The 22,844-nt window shown below is 67.1% G+C and carries 21 protein-coding genes; 9 read left to right on the forward strand and 12 right to left on the reverse strand.

The features are described 5' to 3' along the window. Window positions 1–45: 45 nt before the first annotated feature. Window positions 46–1,809 (reverse strand): hypothetical protein, encoded by a 1,764-nt coding sequence (locus tag ACNQVK_RS07720; protein WP_418029049.1) that lies wholly within the window; start codon window positions 1,807–1,809, stop codon window positions 46–48. Between the two features lie 56 nt (window positions 1,810–1,865). Between ACNQVK_RS07720 and ACNQVK_RS07725 the strand changes: the two genes are divergently transcribed. From ACNQVK_RS07725 to ACNQVK_RS07735, 3 genes are read left to right on the forward strand one after another with little or no spacing between them, the layout of a single operon-like run. Beyond that, window positions 1,866–2,807 (forward strand): GDP-mannose 4,6-dehydratase, encoded by a 942-nt coding sequence (locus ACNQVK_RS07725; RefSeq protein ID WP_418029050.1) that lies wholly within the window; start codon window positions 1,866–1,868, stop codon window positions 2,805–2,807. Window positions 2,808–2,846: 39 nt separating this feature from the next. After that, complete coding sequence (locus ACNQVK_RS07730; protein WP_418029051.1) at window positions 2,847–4,628, forward strand: N-acyl-D-amino-acid deacylase family protein; 1,782 nt, start codon at window positions 2,847–2,849, stop codon at window positions 4,626–4,628. A gap of 1 nt (window position 4,629) precedes the next feature. Continuing rightward, window positions 4,630–5,211: a TetR/AcrR family transcriptional regulator gene (locus ACNQVK_RS07735; RefSeq protein ID WP_418029052.1), complete on the forward strand. Its 582-nt coding sequence runs from the start codon at window positions 4,630–4,632 to the stop codon at window positions 5,209–5,211. Here ACNQVK_RS07735 and ACNQVK_RS07740 read toward each other — a convergent pair. Genes ACNQVK_RS07740 through ACNQVK_RS07760 form a run of 5 tightly spaced genes read right to left on the reverse strand, consistent with a single transcriptional unit; the run spans window position 5,208 to window position 12,770 of the window. After that, the gene (locus tag ACNQVK_RS07740) at window positions 5,208–5,549 is read right to left on the reverse strand and encodes a DUF2304 domain-containing protein (RefSeq protein WP_418029053.1); all 342 of its coding nucleotides are present in this window, start codon (window positions 5,547–5,549) and stop codon (window positions 5,208–5,210) included. The genes ACNQVK_RS07735 and ACNQVK_RS07740 overlap by 4 nt on opposite strands. After that, the gene (locus ACNQVK_RS07745; RefSeq protein WP_418034026.1) at window positions 5,546–6,232 is read right to left on the reverse strand and encodes a glycosyltransferase family 2 protein; all 687 of its coding nucleotides are present in this window, start codon (window positions 6,230–6,232) and stop codon (window positions 5,546–5,548) included. Before ACNQVK_RS07745 ends, ACNQVK_RS07740 begins: the two co-directional genes overlap by 4 nt. A gap of 24 nt (window positions 6,233–6,256) precedes the next feature. Beyond that, on the reverse strand, window positions 6,257–7,507 hold the full coding sequence (locus tag ACNQVK_RS07750) for a hypothetical protein (protein WP_418029054.1): 1,251 nt from the start codon (window positions 7,505–7,507) through the stop codon (window positions 6,257–6,259). After that, window positions 7,504–8,841, reverse strand: coding sequence for a M1 family metallopeptidase (locus tag ACNQVK_RS07755; protein ID WP_418029055.1), 1,338 nt, complete (start codon window positions 8,839–8,841; stop codon window positions 7,504–7,506). The genes ACNQVK_RS07750 and ACNQVK_RS07755 overlap by 4 nt, the downstream gene beginning before the upstream one ends. Further along, the gene (locus ACNQVK_RS07760; RefSeq protein WP_418029056.1) at window positions 8,838–12,770 is read right to left on the reverse strand and encodes a Pls/PosA family non-ribosomal peptide synthetase; all 3,933 of its coding nucleotides are present in this window, start codon (window positions 12,768–12,770) and stop codon (window positions 8,838–8,840) included. The genes ACNQVK_RS07755 and ACNQVK_RS07760 overlap by 4 nt, the downstream gene beginning before the upstream one ends. 236 nt (window positions 12,771–13,006) lie before the next feature. On the opposite strand from ACNQVK_RS07760, the gene ACNQVK_RS07765 reads away from it, so the two are divergent. The 5 genes from ACNQVK_RS07765 (at window position 13,007) to ACNQVK_RS07785 (ending at window position 17,789) form a co-directional block, all read left to right on the forward strand. Continuing rightward, window positions 13,007–13,975, forward strand: a complete 969-nt coding sequence (locus tag ACNQVK_RS07765; protein WP_090430839.1) for a TerC family protein — start codon at window positions 13,007–13,009, stop codon at window positions 13,973–13,975. A gap of 63 nt (window positions 13,976–14,038) precedes the next feature. Beyond that, entirely contained in the window at window positions 14,039–14,437 is a 399-nt protein-coding gene (locus ACNQVK_RS07770) for a hypothetical protein (RefSeq protein ID WP_235732638.1), read from the forward strand. 126 nt (window positions 14,438–14,563) lie between these two features. Further along, complete coding sequence (locus ACNQVK_RS07775; protein WP_418029057.1) at window positions 14,564–15,775, forward strand: PP2C family protein-serine/threonine phosphatase; 1,212 nt, start codon at window positions 14,564–14,566, stop codon at window positions 15,773–15,775. Then, a complete protein-coding gene (locus tag ACNQVK_RS07780; protein ID WP_418029058.1) occupies window positions 15,772–17,349 on the forward strand; it encodes a sensor histidine kinase in 1,578 nt (525 codons plus the stop codon). The genes ACNQVK_RS07775 and ACNQVK_RS07780 overlap by 4 nt, the downstream gene beginning before the upstream one ends. Further along, window positions 17,346–17,789 (forward strand): response regulator, encoded by a 444-nt coding sequence (locus tag ACNQVK_RS07785; RefSeq protein ID WP_418029059.1) that lies wholly within the window; start codon window positions 17,346–17,348, stop codon window positions 17,787–17,789. Before ACNQVK_RS07780 ends, ACNQVK_RS07785 begins: the two co-directional genes overlap by 4 nt. On the opposite strand, the gene ACNQVK_RS07790 is transcribed toward ACNQVK_RS07785, so the two are convergent. The 4 genes from ACNQVK_RS07790 to ACNQVK_RS07805 all read right to left on the reverse strand — a co-directional run bounded on the left by ACNQVK_RS07790 (window position 17,762) and on the right by ACNQVK_RS07805 (window position 21,111). Beyond that, window positions 17,762–18,205, reverse strand: a complete 444-nt coding sequence (locus tag ACNQVK_RS07790) for an ATP-binding protein (RefSeq protein ID WP_418029060.1) — start codon at window positions 18,203–18,205, stop codon at window positions 17,762–17,764. The two genes, ACNQVK_RS07785 and ACNQVK_RS07790, sit on opposite strands and share 28 nt — an antisense overlap. A gap of 32 nt (window positions 18,206–18,237) precedes the next feature. Then, window positions 18,238–18,600 carry an STAS domain-containing protein gene (locus ACNQVK_RS07795; RefSeq protein ID WP_418029061.1) on the reverse strand — a complete coding sequence of 121 codons (363 nt, stop codon included), beginning with the start codon at window positions 18,598–18,600 and terminating at the stop codon, window positions 18,238–18,240. A gap of 81 nt (window positions 18,601–18,681) precedes the next feature. Next, window positions 18,682–19,863, reverse strand: a complete 1,182-nt coding sequence (locus tag ACNQVK_RS07800; RefSeq protein ID WP_418029062.1) for a serine hydrolase domain-containing protein — start codon at window positions 19,861–19,863, stop codon at window positions 18,682–18,684. Window positions 19,864–20,160: 297 nt separating this feature from the next. Then, window positions 20,161–21,111 (reverse strand): 2-hydroxyacid dehydrogenase, encoded by a 951-nt coding sequence (locus tag ACNQVK_RS07805; protein ID WP_418029063.1) that lies wholly within the window; start codon window positions 21,109–21,111, stop codon window positions 20,161–20,163. Between the two features lie 133 nt (window positions 21,112–21,244). Between ACNQVK_RS07805 and ACNQVK_RS07810 the strand changes: the two genes are divergently transcribed. Further along, entirely contained in the window at window positions 21,245–21,691 is a 447-nt protein-coding gene (locus ACNQVK_RS07810) for a hypothetical protein (RefSeq protein WP_418029064.1), read from the forward strand. Between the two features lie 7 nt (window positions 21,692–21,698). Here ACNQVK_RS07810 and ACNQVK_RS07815 read toward each other — a convergent pair whose 3' ends face one another. Together ACNQVK_RS07815 and ACNQVK_RS07820 are read right to left on the reverse strand one after the other, a co-directional pair. Further along, window positions 21,699–22,214, reverse strand: a complete 516-nt coding sequence (locus ACNQVK_RS07815; protein ID WP_418034028.1) for a 2-oxo-4-hydroxy-4-carboxy-5-ureidoimidazoline decarboxylase — start codon at window positions 22,212–22,214, stop codon at window positions 21,699–21,701. An 88-nt stretch (window positions 22,215–22,302) separates the two neighbouring features. Continuing rightward, window positions 22,303–22,791, reverse strand: coding sequence for an inorganic diphosphatase (locus ACNQVK_RS07820; protein WP_418029065.1), 489 nt, complete (start codon window positions 22,789–22,791; stop codon window positions 22,303–22,305). Between the last annotated feature and the right edge of the window lie 53 nt (window positions 22,792–22,844).

The following is a 22,844-nucleotide window of genomic DNA, read 5'->3' on the forward strand; positions in this document are numbered from 1 at the left end:
CTCGACAAATCCCGATAGTCAACCCTCAGTATCTCAGCACCCGAGCTACCTCGGTGCCAGGAATCCCACGGGTCCGGGGGAGATGCATACAGATAGGGCGGCGGTGTTGGCCTGCACGGAGATCGATTGCCCAGCCCCGGGCAGCCGGACGAAGACGCGGTTGAGCCCGGGGCGCACCGGCACCTTCACCTCAGGCCCCTCGGCCAGCGCCATGGTCAAGGAGCCGTCGCTGTTGGCCAGGTAGTTGATCTCGGTGGTCCAGTCGGCCGGCAGCAGCGGCCCGTCCAAGGGCATGACGACGGGCTCGTCGGGCTGTACCAGGAATCCGCATTTCGGTTCCGGCCCTTCGACGATGGTGCGCACCCACGTCACTTTCGCGGGAAGTAGCTTCCCGGTGCGATCGAACATCCGCAGATCTGTTGTCGCCGAGGCGAACTCTGGGCGCGGTGAGGCGAGGGCGAACATGTGGCTGGCCAGGTTCTCCGGGGCCGCCACGCGTTGCAGGATCAGCGGATCGACCTCTTGGTCCAGAAGCGGAGCGGCCGATGAGGTGGACGCCAGCGACGCGCGGGCGTTGTTCAAATAGGCCGGCACCGGGTTGTCCTGCCACACCTTCAAGAAGGTGAAGGTCGAATACAGGCTGCTTGCTACGAAAAGCGCTGCAAGACAGACGCATATGGCAGTGCGCGCCTTCGATGCCGAGAGGGCGGCGGAGAACCGTGAATCCCGGTTCGGCGCACAGAATCCCACGGCAGCCAGCAGCGCCAGCACCACGACCAAATCGGGCAGGTAGCGCAGCGTCTGCGCCAGCTCCAACGCGGTGAACCGCGACGAGCGCATCAGATAGATCGGGATCTGGCAGGCCACGGCATAGCCCAGGGCCACGACCAACACCGGCCAGATGCGGGTCTTGCGCACCAGCACCACCGCCAGCGCGACGCCCAAGAACGCCCAGCCCAGCACCATCACGGAGACCGGCGGCGTGGCCCACGGGGAGGCCGGCGCCCAGCGCTGCCAGGACCATGGGCCGCCGACGAGCCCGGGCACGATGCCATGGGTGAAGGAGCGGCTGAGCAGGTCCCAGGTCATGGCCAGGTCGAAGCTCCACCGCTTCTGATCGACGACGACGAGATAGACCCCGATCCACGCCACGATCAGCGCCAGGGACCCGACCCACAGCCGGAGACCGCGCTGCCACACCTCGCGCACGCTGAAAGTCCCGGTGACGTATCCCAAGAGAGCCACCACCGCGAACGCCACGAACGGGATCACCGCGGCCTTCTCGAAGAACAGCAGCCCGCCGAGAAAGACCAGCACGCCGGTGACGGCGTGGCGGGGATTACCCGTCCGCACCAGCAGCACGGCCTCACCAACCACCCACGCCAGCGCGGCCTGCATCGGCAGCGTGTTCAGCCCCGCCGCCCACCACGCGAACCCCGGCAACGCCAGCGGGGTGAACAACGCGAACGTCAGCGGCACCAGCAGCACCGGCCGCCAGCCCAGGATCACCCACAGTGCCCGCAGCAACGCCAGCGAGGCCAGCAGCTGCATCACCACCAGGCTCACCGCGGCCAGCACCCAGGAGAACGGGGCCAGCCGGGTGACGGCGCCGGACACCAGGAACGCCGCGGGCATGACATGGCCGTCGTGATCGTCGAACAGGAAGGACGGCGACAGCAGATTCTGGGTTCCGGCCAGGCCGATCAGGATCAGATCGTCCCAGTAGAAATAGCCCCCGAAGGCGAGGATCGCCCGGACCACCAGATGCAGCGCGATCAGCGCAACAGCAGTGCGGGCGACCTTGTTCACTCTTGCCGACTGTACGGACACAGCGGGGCCCTAGTCGCCGTCGGTATGGTGTGGCCGTGCGAACACTGGTGACAGGAGCGGCAGGTTTCATCGGATCGACGCTGGTCGACCGGCTGCTCGCAGACGGGCACAGCGTCGTCGGACTCGACGACCTGAGCACGGGGCGGGCAGACAACCTCAGCAACGCCGACAACAGCGACAAGTTCGAGTTCGTGAAGGCCGACATCGTCGACGCGGACCTTTTGGGCTTGCTCAAGGACACCCAGCCTGAGGTGATCTTCCACCTGGCGGCGCAGATCTCGGTGAAGCGTTCGGTGGACGATCCGCAACTGGACTCCACGGTCAACGTGGTGGGCGTGGTCCGGTTGGCCGAGGCGGCCCGTCAGGCCGGCGTCCGCAAGGTGGTGCACACGTCCTCGGGCGGTTCGGTGTACGGCACCCCGCCGTCCTACCCGACGAGCGAGGATGCGCCGACGAATCCGGCCTCACCGTATGCGGCGAGCAAGGTGGCCGGCGAGGTCTACTTCAACATGTTCCGCAATCTGTACAACCTGGATTGCTCGCACATCGCCCCGGCCAACGTCTACGGCCCACGGCAGGATCCGCACGGCGAGGCCGGCGTGGTGGCGATCTTCGCCCAGGCGTTGCTGGCCGGGCGGCCCACCAAGATCTTCGGTGACGGTTCCGACACCCGCGACTACGTGTTCGTCGACGACGTGGTCGACGCCTTCGTGAAGGCGTCCGGGCCGGACGGCGGCGGTCAACGGTTCAACGTCGGCACCGGGGTGGAGACCTCGACCCGCGAGATGCACACCGCGATCGCCCTGGCGGTCGGTGCCGCAGACGAACCGGAGATGCACCCGCCGCGGCTCGGTGACCTGCGTCGTTCCCAGCTCGACATTCGCCGGGCCCGGGATGTGCTGGGCTGGCGGCCGCAGGTGGATCTGGCGGCGGGTATCCCCAGGACGGTCGAATACTTCCGGAGTAATTCTCGCTAAAAGATTGTGAGTACTCACTTTCTCGTTTAGCGTGGCGTCATGTCCTACGACGTCATCGTTCGCAACGGCCTGTGGTTCGACGGCACCGGCGCCCCGCCGCAGGTCCGCACGCTCGGAATCCGCGACGGGGTAGTGGTCGCGGTGTCGGCCACACCCCTTGACGAGACCGACTGCCCGGATGTCATCAACGCCGGCGGCAAATGGGTGCTGCCCGGCTTCGTCGACGTGCACACCCACTACGACGCCGAGATCCTGCTCGATCCGGGCCTGCGGGAATCGGTGCGCCACGGCGTGACCACCGTCCTGCTCGGCATGTGTTCGTTGTCGACGGTCTACTCCGACACCGAGGACGCTGCCGACCTGTTCAGCCGCGTCGAGGCGGTCCCGCGTCAATTCGTGCTGGGCGCCCTCGAGCAGCACAAGACCTGGTCGGGTCCCGCCGAATACGTGAAGGCCATCGACGAGCTGCCACTCGGCCCGAATATCGCCTCGCTGCTGGGCCATTCGGATCTGCGGGCCTCGGTGCTGGGATTGGACCGGGCCACCACCCGCGGGGTCATGCCGACCGACGCCGAGTTGGAGACCATGGCGGCCAGGCTGGATGAGGCGCTCGAAGCGGGCATGCTCGGCATGTCCGGGATGGACGCGGCGATCGACAAGCTCGACGGGGACCGCTTCCGGTCCCGCGCACTGCCGTCGACGTTCGCGACCTGGCGTGAGCGCCGGCGCCTGATCAAGGTGCTGCGCAAGCGTGGACGGATGCTGCAGAGCGCGCCGAACGTCGCCAAAATCCATGAGGCGCTGAACTTCTTCATAGAGAGCAGCGGCCTGTTCGGCCGCCGCCGGGACGTCCGGATGAGCCTGCTGGTCTCGGCCGACGCGAAGTCCTCGCCCGGTGCGGTGCGGGTGCTGGGGCCGGGCGTCCGGCTGCTCAACCGCGTCCTCGGTGCCAAGGTGCGTTTCCAGCATCTGCCCGTGCCGTTCGAATTGTATTCGGACGGAATCGATCTCCCGGTGTTCGAGGAGTTCGGCGCGGGTACCGCAGCCCTGCATCTGAAGGATCAATTCGAGCGCAACAAGCTGCTGGCCGACCCGGAGTACCGCCGCCGGTTCCGCAAGTCCTTCGACCGCCGCGTGCTCGGACCGACCTTGTGGCACCGCGACTTCCACGACGCCACGATCGTCGAATGCCCGGACAAGGCGCTGATCGGCAAGAGCTTCGGTCAGATCGCCGACGAGCGCGGCATTCACCCGCTGGACGCGTTCCTCGATGTGCTCGTCGACAACGGTGAGCGCAATGTTCGCTGGACGACCATCGTGGCCAACAACCGTCCCAAGCATCTCGACCGGCTGGCAAAGGACCCGTCGGTGCACATGGGCTTCTCGGATGCCGGTGCGCACCTGCGCAACATGGCGTTCTACAACTACTCGGTGAAGCTGCTCAAGCGAGTGCGCGACGCGCAATTGGCGGGCAAGCCGTTCATGACCACCGAGCACGCCGTCCACCGGCTGACCGCCGAGGTAGCCGACTGGTTCGGCGTCTCGGCCGGTACGCTGCGCGAAGGTGACCGGGCGGACTTCGTGGTGATCGACCCCGCCGGCCTGAACGACTCGGTGGAGGCGTATCACGAGGAATCGGTCCCGTTCTACGGAGGGTTGAGCCGCATGGTGAACCGCAGCGACGACGCTGTTGTCGCCACAGCCGTCAACGGCGCCGTGGTGTTCCGCAACGGTGAGTTCCGGGAGGGCTACGGTGTGTCGGTGAAGTCAGGGCGCTACCTGCGGGCCGGTGCTGAGAAACTGGACCATACGCCGGTCTGACATGGCCAGAACCCAGCAGCAGCGCCGCGAGGAAACCGTCGCACGACTACTCGACGCCGCGATCGACACCATCATCGAGGTCGGCTACGCCAAGGCCTCGGCAGCGGTGATCGCCAAGCGGGCCAAGGTTTCCGACGGCGCGCTGTTCCGGCATTTCCCCACCATGAGCGACTTCATGGCGGCCACGGCCCGTGAGGTGGCACGGCGTCAGCTGGAGCTGGGCAGCAAGTTGGGCGCGGACATCGCCGCCGAGCAGCCGCCGTTGCCGGCGCAGTTGAGAATCCTGCGCGACATCGCGGGCAGTGACACCAACACCGTGTGGCACGAGCTGCTCATGGCGGCTCGCACCGACGAAAAGCTCAGGGCCGCACTGCAGACCGTGCTTGCCGAGTACATCGCCAGCATCTATGAAATCGCCAAGGCCGCGCCCGGGATGGATCAGTTCCCCGAAGATGTCTTCGCCGTGATGCTGACCATCGCGATCAACACATTCGACGGGGCCGCGATGGTGCGGCGCGTGCTGCCGATGCCCGAGCTGGAGGACGCCAGGATCGAAATGCTGGCGACGTTGCTCAGCCGCTAGGAATCTTCCGGAACTCGCGCGTTCTGCAGGGCCACGGACCGGGCCAGCCGGGCGTAACGCAGCTCGATGTCCTTGAAGCGCAGGTATGTCGACAGCGTGACAAACACGAACGCGATGATGAGCACGTACTCCATGAGGTCCGTACCGCGTTTCACGCCAAGCCAATTCGCGAGAATCGTGGTGTCATCGGGCCGCAGAATGGCGTAGATGCCCGCCGCCACGAACAGCACGAAGCCAACCTTGACCCACGCTTTGGACCGGGCGCTGCGTCGGGATCCCAGCAGGTAGGCCAGCAACGCCAGCACCGAGACGATCAGCAGAGCCTGAATCCAGTTCACCGGGACATCCTCCTGCGCAACAGCCCGTCGAAGACGATGTTGACGCCGTTGAGCAGCGGCTGGCCCTTCGACTTCGAATAGTCGGTGTAGAGAATCTCGACCGGTTCCTCGGCGACCCGCCAATGGTGTTCGGCTGCCAGTGCGATGAATTCGCCGGCATGGCTCATGCCGTTCATGGTCAGGTTGAGTGCGTCGGCGACGGTCTTGTTGAACACCCGCAGTCCGTTGTGGGCATCGGTCAGGCCGAGGCTGCGGCTCTGCGGGCTGAGAAACGCCGCGGCGCGCAGGATGACGCGCTTGAGTGGCGGGACGTGGGTGACCGTGCCGGCGAACCGGGTACCGACCACCAGATCGACATTGTCGGTGTCGAGCCGATCGATCATCCGCATCACGTCTTTGACCTGGTGCTGTCCATCTGCGTCGAACGTCGCGAACACCCGGGCACCGGGCCGGCTGCGGGCGTACTCCACCCCGGTCTGGATCGCCGCTCCCTGGCCCAGGTTCACCGGGTGCGGGACCACGTGCGCGCCGGCGGCGAATGCCAGATCCGCTGTGTCGTCGCGGCTGCCGTCATCGACACACACCACGTTAGGAAAAACCGAGCGCACGTCGGAGATGACGTCGCCGATGATGCTCGCCTCGTTGAAGGCGGGGATGACGATCCAAACGTCCTGATAGCGCATGTCGATGGGCACCAAACTACACGGTCATTCGAGAGCCAGCTTCGCCAGCGCGCCCAGGTGAACCGCGATTCCCACCAGCGGTCCGCACAGCAGCGCGATGATGGTGCGCTCTTCCAATCCGAGCGGCAGCAACAAGAGGGCCACCGCGGCGACCGTGGCGATGATCCAGCCCAGCGCGTAGGCCCGGTGCAGGGCGGCGGCGACGGTCGCGGCGCCGGTCAGGGTGAGCATCGCGATGGCGACGGCTGCCGCGGTCAGCCAGGCCAGCAGGGCGCCGCCGGCCCGGTACTCGTCGCCGAATCCCACCCGCAGCAGCCAGGGCCCCAGCAGTCCGGCCGCGGCCACACCCACCGCGCCCAGAGCAGCCACCGCGGCCGCCGGGGCCAGCAGTGCCCGCAGCCGTTTGTCGCGCTGGTCGACGAAGTGCGCGATCAGATTGCCCTGCATCGCGGTGAGCGGAACCAGTAGCGGAGCCCGGGTCAGGGTCACGGCCAGGATCACCACGCCGCCGGCCGCACCCAGATCACCCGACGTGGCCTTGAGCAGCACCGGGAACCCCATCACCAGGATCGCGCTGGCGCCGGCCGCGGCGATCGAATGGGCGGCCCCGCGCAGGAACGTCGCGGGACTGCCCGCGGTCAAAAGCCCAGCCGCCAGGCGCGCGGCGGGTGCCGCGATCAGCATGATCAGCCAGGCCACCGCCCCGGCCACGGTGGCCCACAGAAACCCCGCCAGCCCCCAGCCGAGCACGAACGTCGCTGCGGCGACGGCCACCCGGATTCCGGCGTCGGTGACCATCAGGGACCCGTACTCGGTCCAGCGGTTCACCCCGGCGAGCATCCCGAGCAGGGTGGCGTGCAGACAGAATCCGGCCAGCCCGACGCTCAGCAGCACCACGCTCAAGGCCCGGGACTCGACGAACACATGCGGGCTCCACAGCGGTGAGCTGACCGCGATCACCACGGCCGCGGCGATGCCGACCAGCCCGGCGATACGCATCGGGTGGGTGGTGGGCCCGCCGCTGAGATCCCGGTGCCGAGACGAGCGGACCTCGCGGGTGGCCTCCTGCAACAGACCGTTGGCGGCCCCGGTCACCAGGCCGAACGCGCCCCAGAACACGCTGAAGACCGAGAAGCCGGCGGGCTCGAGATCGCGCGCGGCCAGGTACAGCACGGCGTAACCGCACAACGCGCTGATCGCCGTCGCCAGTCCGACGCGGGCGACGCTGCTGCGCGTGATGGGTCCTGTGGCGGGGGCGCCGCCGGCATCGGTCACAGGTCCGGCAGCTCTTTGGAATACAGCCAGGCCTGCCACAGCGGTTGTAGCGGCTCATCGGTGTAGCCGGCGGCCAGCCCGGTGAAGTCGTCGGTGAACGCGGTGCTGTGCCGGTAGCGGGCCGTCCAATCCCTCAGCAGCGCAAAGAAATTCCGGTCACCGATCCGGGTGCGCAGGACGTGCAGGGTCAGCGCGCCGCGCTTGTAGACCCGGTCGTCGAACATGTCCTCCGGTCCGGGATCGGACAGCAGGAGATCCTGGGGCTTGTCGCGCAGGCGCTCGTGATAGTGCTCGGCCCACTCCGCCGCGGTGTGGCCGCCGGCATGCTCGGACCACAGCCATTCCGCGTAGCAGGCGAAACCCTCGTGCAGCCAGATGTCGCGCCAGCGTCGCGCAGTCACCGAGTTGCCGAACCACTGGTGGGCCAGTTCGTGGGCGATCAGCCGTTCGGCGCCGCGGTGCCCGTCGCAGTGGTTGGCCCCGAAGATCGAGATGCCCTGGGCCTCCAGCGGAATCTCGAGATCGTCGTCGGTGACGACAACGGTGTAGCCACTGGAGAGTGGGTACGGGCCGAACAGCTTGATGAACAACTTCATCATCTGCGGCTGGTGCTCGAAGTCGTGGTCGAACTCGCGGCGCAACCGGGCCGGCAGCACGGCGTGCATCGGCACCGGGGTCTTGGTCAGACGCTGGCTCTCGTATTGGCCGATCTGCAGGGTGATCAGGTAGCTCGACGTCGGTTCGGCCTGCTCGTAGGTCCACACGGTGTGCCCTGCGCGCGCCTTGCGGGAGATCAACTCACCGTTGGCCAGGGCGTAGTAGGGGCTGTCGGTGCTGATCTGGATCCGGTAGCTCGCCTTCGAGCTGGGATGGTCGTCGCACGGGAACCAGGAAGCCGCCCCGTTGGGCTGGCCGGCCACCAGGGCCCCGTTCGACAGTTCTTCGAAACCTACGTCACCCCAATAGGACTCGATGGGGCGCGGGGTTCCGTTGTAGCGGACGACGACGGTCATCGCGGCCCCGGCCGGCAATGCCGAGGACAGGGTGATCGACAGCTTCCCGCCCGAACATCGGTACTGGGCCGGGCGGCGGCCGTTCACCGTGACCCGCGACACCGCCAGGGCGTCGGACAGGTCGAGGGTGAAGTTGCGCAGCGCGGCCAAGGTCACCGCGGTGATCGTGGCCGTGCCCGCCAGTCGGTTGATCGCCACCTTGTACTCGAGGTCGAGTTCGTAGCGCGACACCCGGTACCCGAAATTGCCGTTGCGCGGCAGATACGGGTCAATAACCGGCGGGGGTGCCAATTTCTTTGCAGCCTTCTTCGATCGGGTCACGCGGCGGGGTCTTCTGTCTTCTTGGCGGACTTTTCGGCGGCCTTGTCGGCCGCACGCTTCTTGCCGAACATGTTCCACGGCGCGATCGGGTTGCCCTGCCAGCGCGTCGACGGCGGCACCTCGTCACCGCGCATCACCAGCGAGCCCGGTCCGACCGTGGCGCCGGCACCCAGCCGAGCCGCGGGCAGCGCCACGCAGTGCGGCCCCAGCGTCGAACCTTCTTCGAGGACAACACTGTCCAACCGCATGATGCGGTCGTGGAACAGGTGAGTCTGCACGACGCAGCCGCGGTTGACGGTGGCGGCGGTGTCCAGCGCCACCAGGTCGGCTTCGGGCAACCAATAGGTTTCGCACCACACGCCACGGCCGATCGAGGCGCCCAGTCCGCGCAGCCACAGATTCATCACGGGGGTGCCACTGGCGGCCCGGGCGAACCAAGGTGCGGCGACGGTTTCGACGAAGGTGTCCGACACCTCGTTGCGCCAGACGAACGACGACCACAGCGGATGTTCGACCGCGCGAATCCGGCCGACCACCAACCACTTCGCGATCACCGCGATGGTTCCGGCCACCAGGCCGGCGACCAGCAGCACGACACCTCCCGACAGTGCGGCCCACAGGAAGCCGAACCGCATCGTCACCGCCTGTATCGCACCCAGCACCGCGACGCCGATCGCGAAGGTGACGATCACCGGGATCAGCCGGCAGGTCTCCACCGCCGAGCGCATGATCTTGAGCCGGACCGACGGATGGAACGTGCGCAGCGCATCAGCCTCGGTGGCGTTGCGGCGCAGCCGAACCGGTGGGCTGCCCAGCCATGACGAGCCGGCCTTGGCCTTGTGCGGCGCGGCCGACAGCACCGCCACCAGGCCGTCGTCGGGCACCTTGCGGCCCGGCTGGGTGATGCCGGAGTTGCCGAGGAAAGCGCGCTTGCCGATGGTGGCCTTGGCGACGTGGATCCAGCCGCCGCCCAGTTCGTAGGACGCCACCATGGTGTCGTCCGCCAGGAACGCGCCGTCTTGCACCTCGGTGAACTTGGGGGTGAACAGGGCGGTCGAGATCTCGGTGTCCTTACCGACTTTCGCGCCGAGCAGCCGCAGCCACCACGGCGTGAGCAGACTGGCGTAGATCGGGAACAGGTAGTTGCGGGCCGCGTCCATCAGGCGTTCGGTGGTCCACAACTGCCAGCCCACCCGGCTGCGCACGGGGTGGTAGCCCTCCGAGAGCCGCACCGACAGGATGCGCACCCCGACGACGGTCAGCGCGGCATAGGTCACCAGGGCGACTACTGCAGCGGCCGGGGTCCACGCGAGCGCGGGCAGCAGGGCGTCGGCCGGTGAGGCGGTGTCATGCACGCCCCAGACGATCACCGCCAGGCCCGCGGCCAGGGCCAGCAGCGGCAGGCCGGCCAGCAGCAGCGAGGACACGCCGTACACCGCGACCCACACCGGGGCGCGCCCCGGCCGGTGGTCGGGCCAGGGGTGGCGGGCCTTGCCGGATTTCACGGCGGGCGAGCCCTTCCAGAACTGACCGTTCTTGACCTTGCCCACCACGGCCGATCCGGGGGCGACGTCGGCGTTCTTGCCGATGCTCGCGCCGGGCAGCAGGGTGGTGCGGGCACCGATCGTGGCGTCGTTGCCGATCGACACCGGCCCGACGTGGAACAGGTCGCCGTCGATCCAGTGTCCGGTCAGGTCCACCTCGGGCTCGACGGAGGCGCGGTGCCCGATCTTGAGCATCCCGGTGACCGGCGGGGCCGAGTGCATGTCGACGCCCTTGCCGACGCTGTTGCCCAGGGCGCGGGCGTAGTAGACCATCCACGGCGCACCGGCCAGGTTCTCCGCGCCGCTGGCATCGGCCAACCGCTCGGCGATCCAGACCCGCAGGTGGACCGGCCCGCCGCGGCGGTAGGTGCCCGGCTCGAGTCCGCTCAGCAGCATCCGGGCGAACAGCACCGCGATGCCCATGCGACCCAGGGGAGTGACGAACAGCAGGAATCCGGCCAGCACCCACCACCAGCTGAGCGGATGCGCCCACGACACGATCCCCGTCTGGGCGGCCACATTGTTAAGCAGCGCCAGCCAGACCACCCACTGCATGGCGGTGAGGGTGGCCAACGGCAGCGACAACGCGACCTGTGCGGCCTGGGTGAGCAGCGGCGTCGGTTTGACCTCGCGGATCTGGATCTGCGGCGGCGGCTTGAGCTCGTCGAGATAGCCGGCCAGTGAGCCGAGCCGAGGATGGTCATAGAGGTCGGCGACGGTCACCAGCGGGTAGCGCCGGCGCAGCGCGGCGACCAACTGCGCGGCGGACAGTGAACCGCCGCCCAGCGCGATGAAATCAGCCTCCGGCCCTTCGACGGGCGTGCCGAGGACGTCCTGCCACAGCCCGGCCAGCCAGCCCATGGTGCCGTCGAGCTGCGGGGCGCCCTGATCGGCATCTCCCGGCGGCGGCCACGGCAGTGCGTTGCGGTCCACCTTGCCCGACGTGCGGGTGGGGAGTTCGTCGAGCAGCACCAGCCGGGGCACCAGGGCGGCCGGCAGCGACTCCGACAGTGCGGTCCGGGCAGCGGCCAGATCGAAATCCGGGTCCGTGCTGGCGATGTAGCCGACCAGCAGCGGGGTACCGCTGGCAGTCTTGCGCACCGCGGCCGCGCCGCCACTCACACCGGGCAGGTGCACGAGCGCGTTGTCGACCTCGCCCAGTTCGATGCGACGGCCGCCGACCTTGACCTGATCATCGGCGCGGCCCTGGAAGTACAGGCCGTCGGCCTCCAGGCGTACCAGGTCGCCGCTGCGGTAGGCGCGGTTCCAGCCCAGCGTCGGCATGGGCGCGTACTTCTCGGCGTCCTTGTCGGGGTCGAGGTAGCGGGCCAGACCCACTCCGCCGATCACGAGCTCGCCGACGTCGCCGATCGCCACCGGCAGGCCGTCTTTGTCCACCACGGCCAGGTCCCAGCCGGCCAGCGGCAGGCCGATGCTGACCGGTCCCTGGCCGTCCAGCTGTGCGGCGCAGGCCACGACGGTCGCCTCGGTGGGGCCGTAGGTGTTCCACACCTCGCGGCCGTCCACCGCGAGCCGGGCCGCCAGCTCGGGCGGGCAGGCCTCACCTCCGAAGATCAAGAGCCGCACCGCTTCCAGCGCCTCGGCCGGCCACAGTGCGGCCAGGGTCGGCACTGTGGAGACGACCGTGATGTCCCGCGAGACCAGCCATGGGCCCAGGTCCATGCCGCTGCGCACCAGCGACCGTGGCGCGGGCACCAGGCAGGCGCCGTGCCGCCAGGCCAGCCACATCTCCTCGCAGGACGCGTCGAAGGCGACCGACAGTCCGGCCAGTACCCGGTCTCCCGGACCGATCGGGTTGTCCTGCAGAAACATTCGTGCTTCGGCGTCGACGAACGCCGCGGCGCTGCGATGGGTGACGGCCACACCTTTCGGAGTGCCCGTCGACCCCGAGGTGAAGATGATCCAGGCATCGTCGCGACCCAGCGGCTCGGCGGCCCGCCAGCCACGCGACGAACCGGGCCCGCGCACCAGGCCGGCCTCGGTGATCACGCCGACCACATTGGCCTCGCCGAACACCAGCTCGGCCCGTTCGTCGGGGTCGTCGGCGTCGACCGGGACGTAGGCCGCACCGCAGGCCAGCACCGACAGGATCGCCACGTACAGCGCATAGCTGCCCGAGGGCATCCGGATTCCGAGCCGGTCGCCGCGGCCGATTCCGCGCGCCGCCAGCCAGGCCACGCTGTCGGCGACGTCGGCGATCAGCTCGGCGTAGGTCAGCTGGACGGCGCCGTCGTCGAGGGCGGGTGCGTCGGGAAAACGCCGGGCCGTGTCGTGCAGGATGTCGACGAGCGTGCGCGGCTCGGGGGCCAGTGGGGATAGCACGTACTGCGGAGGAATCTCGTGCGGACCGGCGGGAGCTGTCACGAGTACAAACTACTAAGCCGCCGCGGCGACGGCCCAGTGGCGCACGGCGGGTCGGCCGGCGTGCCGGTTCGATTTCGGTTCGTGGGATCCGTCAGGCAGACTGGTCGGCGGAGGGGAGTATTCCTTCGCTGCGATGTCGTCATCACGTCGGTCGTCAATGATCGATCGGTGTCGCGGACCGGTGCGTGTTTCCGGTGGAAGAGACCTCCGGCGTTTTGACGACCGGAGGATTTTTGATGCAGGTAACCCAGCTGGAATGGATTGTCACCCTCGCAGTGACGATCGCCGTTCTGCTGTTCGACGTCATCGTGATCGGGCGGCGCCCGCACGAACCCACCACGCGTGAGACCGCGACGTACCTGTCGATCTACATCGGCATGGCGGTGGCCTTCGGCGTATGGGTCTGGTACTTCCACGGCAGCCAGTTCGGGCTGGAGTTCTTCGCGGGATGGCTCACCGAATATTCACTCTCGGTCGACAACCTGTTCATCTTCTTGATCATCATGGCCAGCTTCAAGGTGCCGAGGGTCTATCAACAGCAGGCCCTGCTGGTCGGCATCATCCTGGCGCTGATCTTCCGCGGCGTCTTCATCGCGCTCGGTGCGGTGGCCATCAACCAGTTCTCCTGGGTGTTCTACATCTTCGGCGCATTCCTGGTGTACACCGCGATCAACCTCGTCCGTGACACCGACCACGACGACGACGGCGACAACGGCGTGGTGCGCTTCGCCCGCAAGCACCTGCGCACCACGGACCAGTGGGACGGCCTGAAGCTGTGGGTGCACGAGAACGGCAAGCGGCTGATGACGCCGATGTTCCTGGTGATCGTCGCGCTGGGCACCACCGACCTGCTTTTCGCGCTGGACTCGATCCCGGCGATCTACGGGCTGACCCAGGAGCCCTACCTGGTGTTCACCGCCAACGTGTTCGCCCTGATGGGTCTGCGGCAGCTGTACTTCCTGCTCGGTGACCTGCTCAAGCGGCTGGTCTACCTGTCCCAGGGACTGGCGTTCATCCTGGCCTTCATCGGCGTCAAGCTGGTGCTGCATGCACTGCACGAGAACGAACTGCCGTTCATCAACGGCGGTGAGCCGGTGCACGTCCCGGAGATCCCGACGCTGGCCAGCCTCGGCGTGATCGTGGTGACGCTGGCCATCACCACCGTCGCGAGTCTGTACAAGACACGGGTGCGGGACGCGCGTTAGTTCCTTGCATTCCGCCTGAACGTAACTCTGTGCAGGTGCGGTATTTGCACTTAGCGTGGCGGGGTGCGGATATTCGTGGCGGACGCCGAGACCTGGACCGAGCTGACCGACGGCGACGAGCCGACGGCGCGCATCTCAGCGTCCGACCTGGCCCAGGCGCGCCGGATCCGGTCCGGTCTCAAGTCCGAGGACGAGGCCCTCTCGGTGATCCTCGATGTCACCGTCGCGGTGGCCGGGGACTATCGCTCGGCGCGCTGCAGCCTGACGGTCGCCGGCCCCGAGGCCGAGGTGCGCTACGTCGGGACGGTCGACGGCCTTACCGGTCTGATCGCCGACATCGAGGCCGCCGAGGTCGCCGACGGCGTCACCCTCATCCCGGCCACGCCGGGCCAGGATGCGCGGGTTCTGGGCGGCGACGTGCTGCGCAGGCTGGAACTGCGCTCACAGGCCCGGGCCTCCTGATCTCGAGCCCGTATTTGGTCGACCGCCGGGGAATTGACGCCCGCGTCTAGGTACTCTCGACCACGTCGTCACTAATGCAGAGGTCAGCGCGACCGGGTGGCCTCAGTGAGTGAAGGACGTGATCCCATGCGCGCGGAGCAGCCGTATCCCTCTGCCACACTCGCCGGTCCCGGTCCGGGCCGGCGATTGTCTCTGTTGTTGGTCGAGGACGACCGCGGCGACGCGCTGCTGGTCGAAGAGCAGATCGCCGATCTGGCCGACACCGCTGACATCGACCTGGTCTGGGTGCAGTCCATGGCGGCCGCCGAACGCGTGCTGGCCGATGACCGCCCCGACTGCGTGCTGCTCGACCTGAATCTGCCCGACGCACAGGGCATTGATGCGCTGCACCGGCTGGGCAGGCTGGACTCGGCTATTCCGGTCATCGTGCTCACCGGTCTCAACGACGAGCATTTCGGCGTATCCGCGGTCGCCTCGGGCGCACAGGACTATCTCGTCAAGGGACGCGTCGATCCGGAGATGCTGCGACGTGCGTTGGTGTACGCCATCGAGCGCAAGCGCGCCGAGCTGACGGCGGTGGACCTGCACGCCAGCCGGCTGCGTGAACGGGAGAACGCTCGTCTCGAGCGCGGCCTGCTGCCCTCGGCGTTGCTCCTGGACGATCCGGGTGTCGAGATCGTCACCAAATCTCTGCCCAGCCGTCGGGATGCCCTGCTGGGCGGAGACTTCTACGACATCGTGCAGACCCCCGACCGGACCGTGCACGTGATGATGGGCGACGTCGCCGGACACGGTCCCGACGAGGCCGCCCTCGGCGTGGCTCTGCGGATCGGTTGGCGCGCACTCACATTCGCCGGGTTGCGGGGCAACGAGCGGATGCGCCAGCTCGACCGCATCCTGACCACCGAGCGCCACGGACCGGGAATCTTCGCGACCCTGCTCAGCGTGGCGCTCGATCCCGACAGCGGGCAGTACGACGTGGTTCGGGCCGGACATCCGGGTCTGCTGCTACACGGCGGCGATACCGTGCGATGGATCGAGCCCACCGCGGGCTCCGCGCTCGGCCTGGGGGCCAAGGAGTGGCCGGTCAACCGGCTTGCATTGCCTGAAGGACACGGTCTGGTGCTGCTCACCGACGGATTGTTCGAGGGGCACGCGGGGTCCGGCGGCGAACGTCTCGGCGAAGAAGGCCTGCTCGAACTGGCGAAGTCGCTGGCAGAGCTGCCCGGACGCGACTTCGTCGATGCACTGATCGGCGAAGTCGAATCCCGCGCGCGTCCACACGGCGGTCTCAGTGATGACATCGCGCTGATCAGAGTGGAGCGTTCACCGGTATGAAGCTCACAGTGCAAGGCTGGCAGAACCTGCTGGTGTCGGTGATGTGTGTAATCGTCCTGACCGGTGCGGTAGCCGGTATCGCGCTGGTGAGCCGTACCGATGCCGTATCGCGAGAGCTGATCGACAACATTCAGCCCGCTCGGGTTGCGGCCTACCAACTGCAGGCCGCTCTGCGGGACCAGGAGACGGCCGTGCGTGGATACGCCATTGCCGCCGACCCGCGGTTCCTGGAGCCCTACGGCGACGGGCAGCGCGCCGAAGCGGCGGCGGCAGCGGACATCCGCGGCTACCTGGCCGGCCACGACGATCTCCTGGCCGATCTGGACTCGATCGAGACGGCAGCGGCGGCATGGCGGGCCAACTATGCGGAGCCGCTCGTCGCCGGCGTTCAGGTCGGCCGGCCCGCGGTCGTCGACACCCGTTCCGCGGATCGCGGCAAGCGGGAATTCGACGGCCTGCGTGGGCTTTTCGATGTGCAGAACACCAACCTCAGTCAGGCCCGGCAGGCCAGCGTCGATGAGCTGGGCCACGTTCGGGCCTGGCGCGACGGCGTGGTGATCGCGATGATCGCGGCCTTCTTCACCATGGCGGTGTTGTTGACGGTGCTGGTGCGCAGCGCCGTCACCCGACCACTTGCCGCGTTGGCAGCCTCGTGTCGCCGGATCACCGAGGGGAACTTCTCCGAACGCATCATCCCCAAGGGCCCCAAGGATATTCGGGCCATCGCGGCCGATGTCGAGGATATGCGGCAGCGGGTTGTCGACGAACTGGATGCATCGCGGTCTGCTCAGGAGACCCTCGATCAGCAGGCCGAGGAGTTGCGCCGTTCCAATGCCGAACTGGAGCAGTTCGCATACGTCGCATCGCATGATCTCCAGGAGCCGTTGCGGAAGGTCGCTTCGTTCTGTCAGCTGCTGGAGAAGCGCTACAGCGACAAATTGGACGAGCGGGGACTCGAGTACATCGGCTTCGCCGTCGACGGCGCCAAGCGCATGCAATCGCTGATCAACGACTTGCTGACGTTCTCGCGGGTGGGCCGGCTCAACGCCACCCATACCGAGGTGAACCTCGACGAGGCACTCGACAGCGGGTTGAAGAACCTGGCGACGGCGGTCGGGGAGTCGGGCGCCGAGATCGAACGACCGGATGAGCCGTTGCCGCAGATAGACGGCGATCCCACCCTGATGGCCATGCTGTGGCAGAACCTGATCGGCAACGCCGTGAAGTTCCGTCGCGAGGGGGTTGTGCCCCGGATCGTCATCAACTGCCGGCCTGGTACGGGTGAACTGGCCGAAAACTGGGTATTCAGTGTTTCGGACAATGGGATCGGCATCGGCGAGGAGTTCGTGGACAAGGTGTTCGTGATATTCCAACGCCTGCACGGACGCGACGCCTTCAGCGGCACCGGTATCGGACTGGCGCTGTGCAAGAAGATCGTCGAGCACCACGGCGGATCCATCTGGATCGACACGTCGTACTCGCCCGGCACCCGGTTCGTATTCACCCTGCCCGAGACACCCACGACCGTCCCCGACGTCGTGTCTGAAGCCCAGTTGGAAGGAACTTCACAGTGACCTTATCGGTCAACCGAGCCATTGACATCCTGTTGGTCGAGGATGATCCCGGAGACGAGCTCATCACCCGGGAAGCCTTCGAGCACAACAAGATCAAGAACAACTTGCACGTCGCTCGTGACGGCGAGGAAGGCCTGGACTTTCTCTATCGGCGTGGCGCCTTCGAACACGCGCCGCGCCCGGATCTGATCCTGCTGGACCTGAACCTGCCGAAATACGACGGCAGGCAGTTGCTGGAGAAGATCAAGTCCGACTCGGATCTGTGTTACATCCCCATCGTGGTACTGACTACCTCCTCGGCCGAGGAGGACATTCTCCGCAGCTACAAGCTGCATGCGAACGCCTATGTGACCAAACCCGTTGACCTGGACCAGTTCATGAGCGCGGTCCGTCAGATCGACGAGTTCTTCGTTCAGGTGGTGCGGCTTCCGCAGTCCTGATCGATGTGACGCCATTGCAGGCGGACTTCGGTACCTGCGTGGTTCGAGTCGATCACGGCGTGATCGGTAAGGGCGCGCATCAACGGGATTCCCCGCCCGCGGGCCGGGTTCTTGTGGCCGGTCTCATCGATGCGCCAGACGCCCTCGTCGGTGACGGTGACGGTGAGTACCGCCGTGTCCTCGTCGTAATCGGCGCGCACGTGCATCACCCCGGGCGCTTGGGCATTCACATACGCGAACTCGGCGGCATTGGCCAGCGCCTCGTTCACGGCCAGCACCACATCACTGGCCTTGGTCGGGTCGAGCGTGAGATGCGTGCTCAGCCAACTGGAGAACTCACGGCGTATCTGGGCCGCAACTTCCGGTGCGGCCGTCACGTCCTTGGCGAACTGAGCTGACTGGCCTGCGTGTGTCATGTCGACCTATGGCTACCCCGTAGTCGCCGGCGTTATGTCTTCAATGCGGCCAAAGCCTCGTCGAGCGTCGCGAACAGATCAACGACCTCGGCGATCCCGACCAGTTTGAGCGGTCGACTGGTGGCCGGTCCGTCGGCGACAACCGCGAACCGCGCGGTGTCTCCGAGTTGTTCCCGTGCCGCCACCAAGACGCCCATCCCGGCCGAGGCCAGGAACTCCACGGCGCTCATATCGACAACGATGGCCGGGGCTGAGCTCTTTACGGCGGAGTTGATCGCCTCTTCGAGCTGGGGCGCGGTGAGCATGTCGACCGTTCCGGCCACTGTCACCACACTGACCTGACCGACACGGCTCTCTTCTACTGAGCAGCCTGCCGGGTCCGGTTGGCTGGTCATCCGGTTACCTCCGACGTGATTCGTGCGCCTGTGGAGACGGTATCCAAGGACGCGTCGACAAATACTAACGTTGGCAGCCCGTCAGCAGGTTGCAGCCCACCCGGCAGGCCGCCGATTCGCCTTGTCAGCCAGAGCCTCGTAGAACAGGTTCAGATAGCGGGCGGTGCGCGCGGAACCTTCGACGCCCGGCCCCATCTTGTTCATCACGTAGGCGAACGTGGCGCGGTGATCGGGGTTGCAGGTCTCCCAGGAACCGCCCCAGCCGCCCCAGAAGCAGATCTTGCCATCGGGGACATAGGACACGGTCTGCGTCTGCGGCAGACCGAATCCCAGTCCCCAGCGCAGCGGGTGTCCGAGCAGGACCACGTCGGGGCCGTCGAGCTGAAGCTCGAAGATCGACTCGACGGTCTCCGGCCGCAGCAGCTGCACCCCGTCCACCGTGCCGCCCAACGAGATTGCCGAGAGAATCCGGACCAGTGACCGCGCGTTGCCGTGTCCGTTGGCCGCACCGATGTCGGCGGCGCGCCAGCCGGGACTGTTCGCGATTGCCGGTGACGGCGTCCCCGTGAACGTCTTGAGTGCGATCTCGGACAGTTGGTCCAACGGCAGATCGAGCGGTTCGTCGGACGGGATGATGTCGGCGATGCGGTGCGCGTCCCCGGGGCCGGCCCCGATCTGGAAGTCGGCGCCCAGCGGCCCCGAGATCTCTTCGCGGACGAATTCTTTGAGAGACTTGCCGGTGACTCGGCGCACCACCTCTCCGATGAGGTGCCCGTGGGTCAGGGCGTGATACCCCGACGCGGTACCCGGCTCCCACCACGGTGCCTGGGCAGCCAGTGCGGCGGTGGACTTCTCCCAGTCGTAGCTTTCCTCGATGGTGAACGGCTGGTCCCATCCCGACAAGCCTGAGCTGTGCGTCAACAGATGACGGAACTCGATGTCCTGCTTGCCGTTTGCGGCGAACTCGGGCCAGTGATCGGCGACCCGGGCCTCGGCGGTGATCAGTCCGCGGTCGATCAGCATGAGCCCGGCCAGTGCCGTCACGGTCTTGGTGGACGAGAAGACGTTGACGATGGTGTCGGCGTCCCATGTTCGGGTACGCGCGGCGTCGGCGTGCCCGCCCCACATGTCGGCGACGAGTTCACCGTCGATGTCGATCGCGATGGCGGCGCCGGTTTCCTCTCCGGCGGCGATCGCGTCTGCCAGGGCGTCGCGTACTGCGTGAAAGCGGTCGTCACAGTGGCCGTGCACAAGGTCGTCCATCGGCACATCATTGCCGCACAGGTACCCGTCACGGGCGTGATTGAGGCAGGTCAATCCGCCACTACCCGCGCCGACCGAGGCATAGCCTTCCCATATAGACCGAAGTCAGCGAGGGGAGCCACTCATGCCGCGTCGTGATCGCCCGCGTCGAGACCGGGATGTCGATGTTTTCTATCCGCCACAGCCCGCGGTCCGGCCGCAGTCCAAGGTCGCCTGCGGGTGTAGTTGCGGATCGTGCAGTTCCGGCGTGCACTGCCACAACATGGGGACCGGCTGCAACGTGCGTTAGGGCCGCGTTCACCGAACCGGCGTGACCAGCTGACCGGATTGCAGAAACCGGTTCAGGTTGGCCAGGACCAATGCCTCCATGGCTGCCCGTGTTTCCACGGTGCCACTGCCGACATGGGGCAGCAGCACCACGTTGTCCAGTTTCGTCAATGCGTCGGGGACGTTCGGTTCGTCGGCGAACACGTCCAGCCCCGCGCCGGCCAGCCGGCCGTGAGTCAGGGCCTCGACCAGGGCGTCCTGGTCGACCACGGTGCCGCGAGCGATGTTGATCAGATAGCCGTCGGACCCCAGTGCATCGAGAACCTCCCGGTCGACGAGGTGACGGGTGCCCGCGCCACCTGCCGCGGCGACCACCAACACCTCTACCTGGCGGGCCAGCTCGACCGGCGAGTCGAGGTAGCGGTACGGGCTGTCGGGGACCTGTCTGCGGTTGTGGTAGCTGATCGAGCAGCCGAACGCGGTCAGCCGGGTGGCGATCGCCCCACCGATCCGGCCCAGCCCCAGGATGCCGACGCTGGATCCCGAAACCTGTTGTGTCAGAGGATAGTTCCCGTCCACAGGCCAGCGGCCGGCCCGCACGTAGCGGTCGGCGGCGGAGAACCGGCGCATGGTGTCGATGAGCAGGCCCACCGCGGTGTCGGCCACGCAGTCGTCGAGCACGTCGGGGGTGTTGCTGACACCGATACCGCGCGCCGCGGCCGCGTCCACGTCGATGTTGTCGTACCCGACGCCGAAGTTCACCACGACTTTCAGATTCGGCAGTGCCGCCATCAGATCCGGGTCGACGCGGGTGACGCCCGAGACCACCACCGCGGTGATCTCCGCCGCGTGTTCGGCCAGAAACGCACCGCGCCCGTCTCCGTTGGGCAGGACGTAGGCCTGGTAGTCGGTGCGCAGGGTTACCGCCAGTGACGGCTTCAGCGGGCCGATCTGCAGGACGCGATGTGTGGAAATGGGCATGGCTGTCCTCGGTCGGTGCCCGGTAGGCAATGAAATCGATTCTGCTGCATCACGATACGGCACCGTGTGTAACAAGCTGCGACGTCGCCTCGATAGGTCATAGGGGGAGCGAGTGATTCGGGAGGGGAAGCCAATGTCGGCCGGCATCGCGGTACCGCTCGGAGTGTCCATCCTTACGGCAGTCGTATGCGCGTCTCCCGCGTCGGCCGCGGGCTACGCCCACTTCGACGACACCCAGGTCACAGTGTTTCCGGGTTGCTCAGGAACCGCCGGTGCCGAGGCCATGGTCGCGCCGCTGCAGCAAGGCAACCGGGTGGAGAACGGGGTGGCGGTGGCGGTCCACTTCTCGTCGGACAACCGCACCGCGGCCTGCGCACTCGATGTCGAAACCACGTGGCGCAACCGCGACACCGGGGAATCGGGCAGGCAGTCCATCACGGTTGACTCGACGGCCGACCCGGCCGCGGGCGGGCACTACGGCTCCGCGGGCTACAGCCGCGGCACTCTGTGGACCGGGCCGGGACGTGTGGTGGTCACCGTCAGCACGCATCCGGGTTCCGCACGCGAAATCACCGTGTAGCGACGGGCTACCAGTTGTAGTAGCCGCCCTCGGGGCCGAGCATGCGCTCCAGCCGGGCCCGGTTGATGCGGGCCAGCTCGTTGCGGACGACCTTGCGTTCGGTCTCGCGGTCGTTGTGCAGCCGGTCGACGATCCCGGTCATGGCCCGGTGCGCGCAGCAATCCTCGACGAACATCACGAAGCCGAAGCCGAACCGCTCGGCGTAGTGCAGGACCTCGTTGTTGAGCTGCGTCATCACCGCGGGATCGTCGTCCCACACCGAGCACTGTTCGCACACCGATTTCGGGCTGCGCGGTCGCCTGCCGATGTGCGGATAGGCCTGCAGCACGCGGTCGATGGAATCCTCACCGAGGCTGAACAGCAGGGCGTCGGCCTGCCGGAACAGCGAGTCGTGGTCGGCGAACGGGCGCCCACCGGCGAGATCGGTCGCCAGCACCACGCTGTAGCAGCACTCGTACACAGCGTGCACCGCACGCCGCAGGGGCAGTGCGTTGTACGCCTCAAGTCCCATGCCCTGATGCATCAACACCTGCTCAGCATGAGAGGCGCAGAGCACAGGGGAGTTACCCCGTGTTACAGCGAGGCTAACTCTGCTGGGATCTGCGACGGAGCTAGTGGCCTTCGGCCTTGAAGCGCTCGACCGAACGCTGCAGCTCGGCCTCGGCCTCTTCGCGACCCACCCAGTCGGCGGTCTTGACGAATTTGCCCGGCTCCAGGTCCTTGTAGTGGACGAAGAAGTGCTTGATCGCGTCCAGTTCGAACTGCGACACATCGCCGAGATCCTGGATGTGGTCCCAGCGCGGATCCCCGGCGGGCACGCACAGCAACTTGTCGTCGCCGCCGGCCTCGTCGGTCATCTTGAACATCGCGACCGGGCGGGCCTCGACGGTGCAGCCGGGGAACACCGACTCGGGCAACAGGACCAGCGCGTCCAGCGGATCGCCGTCCTCGCCGAGGGTGTCCTCGAAGAACCCGTAGTCGGCGGGGTAACCAAACGAGGTGTAGAGATAGCGGTCGAGCTTGACCCGGCCAGTCTCGTGGTCAACCTCGTACTTGTTGCGCGAACCCTTCGGGATCTCGATGACGACGTCGAACTTCACCGTCGCGGCTCCTTCGCATCTGCGGTCAGGCTTGGGTCGTCGGGCGACGACGC

The sequence above is a fragment of the Mycobacterium sp. 134 genome (genome assembly GCF_048282715.1).
GTDB classification, from domain to species: Bacteria; Actinomycetota; Actinomycetes; order Mycobacteriales; family Mycobacteriaceae; genus Mycobacterium; species Mycobacterium septicum.